This window comes from Dyella sp. (assembly GCF_035486915.1).
In the GTDB taxonomy this organism is placed as follows: Bacteria; Pseudomonadota; Gammaproteobacteria; order Xanthomonadales; family Rhodanobacteraceae; genus Dyella_B.
The window spans coordinates 1-5,068 of record NZ_DATHMR010000187.1 but is presented as its reverse complement, the minus strand read 5'-3'; the positions used below and the strand labels follow the sequence as shown (position 1 = coordinate 5,068).

The window sequence follows — 5,068 nt, the reverse complement described above, 5'->3', positions numbered from 1 at the left end:
AACGGCGCTTCGATACCGCGCTTGCTCAGCCCATCGCAGATGCCGCGCAGAAACGCCGCGCCCAGTTCATCCAGCGCTTTGGGCGGCAGTTCTTCCGTCCCCAATTCGATGAGCAATGACTTGGCGGCGCTCATGCGGCCTGCTCCTTCTTTTTGTTCTTCAGGCCCGGAAAGCCGAGCTTTTCGCGCTGCGCGACATATGTTTCGGCGACACCGCGCGATAGCGTGCGTACGCGCAGGATATAACGTTGACGCTCGGTGACACTGATCGCACGGCGTGCATCAAGCAAATTGAAGGTATGACTGGCTTTCATTACCTGCTCGTAGGCAGGCAGCGGCAAGCCCGCAGCGATGAGCTTGTTGGCTTCGCCTTCGCACACATCGAACCAGCGCAATAGTTCGGTCACGTTGGCGTGTTCGAAGTTGTAGGTGCTCTGCTCTACTTCGTTCTGATGGAACACGTCGCCGTAGGTCACCTTCCCGTGCGGTCCGTCGGTCCAGATCAGGTCGTAGACGTTGTCGACGTTCTGCAGGTACATCGCAAGACGTTCAAGACCGTACGTGATTTCGCCGGTCACCGGCCTGCACTCCAGGCCACCGGCTTGCTGAAAGTAGGTGAATTGCGTGACTTCCATACCGTTGAGCCAGACTTCCCAGCCCAGCCCCCAGGCACCTAGCGTAGGAGACTCCCAGTTGTCTTCCACGAAGCGCAGGTCATGCACCTGCGGATCGAGACCGAGCTCCTTCAACGAGCCGATGTAGAGCTCGAGAATGTTCTCGGGATTGGGCTTCATCACCACCTGATACTGGTAGTAATGCTGCAGGCGATTGGGGTTCTCGCCGTATCGCCCGTCGGTGGGTCGGCGTGAAGGCTGCACATAAGCCGCGGCCCATGGCTCAGGACCCAAAGCACGCAGGAACGTGGCGGGGTGGAAGGTGCCGGCGCCGACCTCGGTATCGAGCGGCTGCAGCAGCACGCAACCCTGCGCCGCCCAATAGCGGTTGAGGGTCTGGATCACATCCTGGAAAGTAGGTGCGGACATCGCTTTCCGTAACCGTATGTAAAGCGCGTTAGTATAGCTGCAGCGCATCTTTTCGCTGTTTTCTGGCGATTGAAAGGCACGGACGGGACATAACTAGATGGCAGCGACCCCACAAATAGCCTCTTTGCTCGGCCGGCGCGGCCGGTTATCGCTGGAAGACGTGCTTGCCGCGCTAGTGGTCGATGGCCACATTTCGGCCGACCAGGCCAAAGAGCTGCGGCTGGGACATCGCGCGGGACGCAGCACCGTGGAGCTCAATCCGCTGGTGTTGATCGCCAATGCGAAGTTCGGCAACCTGCGCGATCCCGGACGCCCGCTCAGCCTGGAAGGCCTGACCGAGTGGCTGGCCGGGCATGCAGGTCTGCCCTACCTGAAGATCGATCCGATGAAGATTAACGTGGGGGTGGTGACACAGGTAGTGAGCCACGCCTACGCACAACGACATCGCATCCTGCCGGTCGCGGCGGCACCTGGCGAAGTGACATTTGCAACTGCCGAGCCCTTCGACATGTCATGGGCCAAAGATCTCGCCCAGATGCTGCGTCGTGACGTGCATCGGGTCGTGGCCAGCCCTATCGATATCAATCGCTATCTAGCGGAATTTTACGGCGTCCAACGCTCGATCCGACTCGCGACCGATGCGAAGGGTTCCGATTCTTCGTCAACGCTGCTCAACTTCGAGCAATTGCTGGAGCTTGGCAAAGCAGGCGAAGTAGGCGCGGACGATCGGCACGTTGTACACATCGTAGACTGGCTGCTGCAGTATGCGTTCGAGCAACGCGCGTCGGATATCCACCTTGAGCCGCGCCGTGACGCAGGCTTGATGCGATTTCGCATCGACGGCGTGATGCACAAAGTATTCGAGTTACCGCCTGCGGTGATGACGGCGGTGACCTCGCGCATCAAGATTCTTTCGCGCATGGACGTTGCCGAGAAACGGCGTCCGCAGGATGGTCGCATCAAGACGCGAGCAACCACCGGGCGCGAAGTCGAATTGCGTATCTCCAGTATGCCGACGGCGTTCGGCGAGAAACTGGTGATGCGTATTTTCGATCCGGAGATCGTTGCGAAGGACTTTTCGCTGCTTGGTTTTTCACCGTCGGAAGAAGCGTTGTGGCGTAGCTTGGTAGAGCGTCCACATGGCATCGTGCTGGTGACCGGCCCTACGGGCTCGGGTAAAACGACGACGCTTTACTCCACACTTAAACATCTGGCGACACCGGATATCAACGTCTGCACGGTCGAAGACCCGATCGAGATGGTGTCGCCGGAATTCAATCAGATGCAGGTGCAACCTTCGATCGACCTCGATTTTGCTGCGGGCGTACGCACGCTTCTGCGACAGGACCCCGACATCATCATGGTCGGCGAAATTCGCGACCTTGAAACGGCGCAGATGGCGGTTCAGGCATCGCTGACAGGACATTTGGTGCTGTCCACGTTGCACACGAACGATGCGCCCAGTGCCGTGACACGTCTGCTTGATCTGGGTGTCCCGCATTATCTGATTCAGTCGACGCTCTCGGGCATCGTCGCACAGCGACTCGTGCGCACGCTCTGCCCACATTGCAAGATCGAAGCGCAACAGGATCCGCATGAATGGACGGTGCTGACGCACGGCTGGTCGATATCTGTCCCGGAGCGCGTATTTAAACCGGTTGGATGTCTTGAGTGCCGGAATACCGGATTTCTGGGCCGTACGGGCATTTATGAAATGATGGTCTTAAGTCCGCGCTTGCGTAGCATGGTGACGGCGCAGCTCGATTTGATTCATTTCGGCAAAGCTGCTTTGAACGAGGGCATGCGGCCCTTGCGCGTTTCCGCTGCTGACCAGGTCGCGCGCGGATTGACAACGGTGCAGGAAGTGATGAACGTGCTTCCGCCCGTCGAGCATTCAGACGATTTGCAACCCTGAACCACATTCATCTATTCCTCGATGCATCGCGCTCCATGAAGCCTGTTCTGATCATTCGCACCGGCCAAGCACCGGACAACATTCGCGCACGGTTTGGTGACTTTCCGCATTGGTTTCGACTGGGTACGCAATTGGTGCCACAGCAGTTACACGTTGTGAATGTCGCGACGGGCGAAACATTACCTGCCCCGGAAGAAGTGTCGGGCGCGTTGATTACCGGTTCGGCAGCGATGGTGACCGACAAGGCACCATGGAGTGAGCGCACGGCGGGATGGATTCGCAACGCCATGGACGTCGACCTGCCGTTGCTTGGCGTTTGTTATGGCCATCAATTGATGGCGCATGCGTTGGGCGGTCGCGTCGACTATCTCACCGGTGGCCGTGAGATCGGCACCTTGCCTATCGAGTTGTTGCCCGGGGCAGAGCAGGATTCATTGGCCTCGCATCTGCCTGCGATTTTCCGGGCGCATACCACACACGAGCAGAGCGTCATGGAAGTCCCCAAAGACGCCCGCGTACTGGCTCGCTCCGAGCGAGACCCGCATCATTTGCTTCGTTACGGCAAGAATGCGGTGAGTGTGCAATTTCATCCAGAGTTCAACGCCGACGTGATGCGCGCTTATATCAAACGCAAGCATAACGACATGCGGCGCGAGGGATTCGACCCGCATCATACGTACCGGCAAGTCGCCGCGACACCCAATGCGCGACGCTTTCTGAAAATGTTCTCAAGACACCACGGATTGAGTCGCAGTCAGCGCTGATCTTTTCAGCGATTACGCGGTGGCATCGGAAACGGCGTCACTTTCTGACCATCTGCCGCATCGCGAATGGCGAGGGCGCCTTTGCGTTCCACTTCTTCGATGCGAACAATGGCCTGCATCGGCAAGTGAAGAACGCGCGTATCCTTGAACTCTTCGCGTAGACGCTCTTCGGTCGGGTCAACAACCAGCCCCTCACCCGCGGGCTCGAAAACCAGCTCGCCCACTTCGGTGAAGCCCCACAAGCCGCTCGAGGCGACGTGATGAGCGTAGAGCTCGTAGCACTTGCCCAGATGCAGGAACGTGACTTTGTAAAGTTTCTTGTTGCGCATGGTTCTATTTTAGCGGCGCATGCGGCGCATGATGGCGCCTCGTGATATCAGCGCGAACAAGGCACCGAAGAGAAACCCAGCGACGTGAGTCCACCACGCATAACCGCCGTAACTTGGGCCCACATAGCTGAAGAGCAATTGCAGAAGCGCCCAGATGCCTATCAGCAAGAACGCCGGGACTCGCACGAACTCAAGATAGAAACCCAGCGGTAAAACCAAGCCCAAACGCGCCCGTGGAAAGAGCGATACATACGCACCGAGGATGGCAGAAACTGCGCCGCTGCAACCGATGATGGGCCTGGCGTCTCCCGGTAGCGACACCGCACCGGCGAAGTTCGCCACAACGCCTCCCAACAGAAAGAGGACAAGAAAGCGGACCGATCCCAGTGTCCGCTCCGCCGGGACACCAAAAATCATCAAGAAGAGCAAATTGCTTAGCAGATGTAGCCATTGCGTGTGAATGAACAACGCGGTGAACAAGCGCAGCAACGCTGGATCGCGCAGTTGCTGCCAGACGGGCTGATGCGCGTCGAAGATATTGGCTGGAATGGTGCCCCATTCCAGCAGAAAGGTGTTGCGTCGGGGCGTTGGCATCAACGCGAGCAGGATAAAGGCCACGACACAAATGCAGATCAGCAGTGTCGCCGCCCAATGCAATCGCGGTTGACGTCTGGTTTCAACGTTGACGAACACGGCTCTTCTCCTCGACAAGTGCATCGGTCGAGCTGATCCGATGACCAATCATAGGCGATTGGCACGCCTCGATTCCGTTCGTCCAGTTGCACTTTCGGGTGCTAGGTGTCTGGGCAGCTTAACGGGTGCACATCGTACGTTGCTTAAAAGCCTTCATGTAACACATCGCATCGTGAAGCTGTGCCGCCCAAGAAAAAACCCTCACCGTAAACGGTGAGGGTTTTTAGGATAAAGCCCCTGGCGGTGACCTACTCTTGCATGGGCAATGCCACACTACCATCGGCGCAGCTGCGTTTCACTTCCGAGTTCGGGATGGGATCGGGTG

Annotated in this window: 5 protein-coding genes and 1 rRNA gene; 2 read left to right on the top strand and 4 right to left on the bottom strand. The window is 58.0% G+C overall.

Annotated elements, in window-relative coordinates:
* Positions 1–130 precede the first annotated feature (130 nt).
* On the bottom strand, positions 131–1,042 hold the full coding sequence (gene glyQ, locus VK725_RS15315) for a glycine--tRNA ligase subunit alpha (protein WP_325318921.1): 912 nt from the start codon (positions 1,040–1,042) through the stop codon (positions 131–133).
* A gap of 97 nt (positions 1,043–1,139) precedes the next feature.
* Here glyQ and VK725_RS15310 point away from each other — a divergent pair, with 97 nt between their 5' ends.
* Together VK725_RS15310 and VK725_RS15305 are read left to right on the top strand one after the other, a co-directional pair.
* The gene (locus tag VK725_RS15310; protein ID WP_325318920.1) at positions 1,140–2,957 is read left to right on the top strand and encodes a GspE/PulE family protein; all 1,818 of its coding nucleotides are present in this window, start codon (positions 1,140–1,142) and stop codon (positions 2,955–2,957) included.
* A 35-nt stretch (positions 2,958–2,992) separates the two neighbouring features.
* Positions 2,993–3,721, top strand: coding sequence for a glutamine amidotransferase (locus VK725_RS15305; RefSeq protein WP_325318919.1), 729 nt, complete (start codon positions 2,993–2,995; stop codon positions 3,719–3,721).
* A 5-nt stretch (positions 3,722–3,726) separates the two neighbouring features.
* Here VK725_RS15305 and VK725_RS15300 read toward each other — a convergent pair whose 3' ends face one another.
* From VK725_RS15300 to rrf, 3 genes are all read right to left on the bottom strand, one after another.
* Positions 3,727–4,050: a DUF1820 family protein gene (locus tag VK725_RS15300; RefSeq protein WP_325318918.1), complete on the bottom strand. Its 324-nt coding sequence runs from the start codon at positions 4,048–4,050 to the stop codon at positions 3,727–3,729.
* A gap of 9 nt (positions 4,051–4,059) precedes the next feature.
* Positions 4,060–4,743 (bottom strand): rhomboid family intramembrane serine protease, encoded by a 684-nt coding sequence (locus VK725_RS15295; RefSeq protein ID WP_325318917.1) that lies wholly within the window; start codon positions 4,741–4,743, stop codon positions 4,060–4,062.
* 235 nt (positions 4,744–4,978) lie between these two features.
* Positions 4,979–5,068, bottom strand: a 5S ribosomal RNA gene (gene rrf, locus VK725_RS15290); the annotation flags it as partial.

Excerpts from the sequence above, each read along its gene's own strand:
- glyQ (WP_325318921.1), bottom strand. The coding sequence starts at position 1,042 with ATGTCCGCACCTACTTTCCAGGATGTGATCCAGACCCTCAACCGCTAT.
- VK725_RS15310 (WP_325318920.1), top strand. The coding sequence starts at position 1,140 with ATGGCAGCGACCCCACAAATAGCCTCTTTGCTCGGCCGGCGCGGCCGG.
- VK725_RS15305 (WP_325318919.1), top strand. The coding sequence starts at position 2,993 with ATGAAGCCTGTTCTGATCATTCGCACCGGCCAAGCACCGGACAACATT.
- VK725_RS15300 (WP_325318918.1), bottom strand. The coding sequence starts at position 4,050 with ATGCGCAACAAGAAACTTTACAAAGTCACGTTCCTGCATCTGGGCAAG.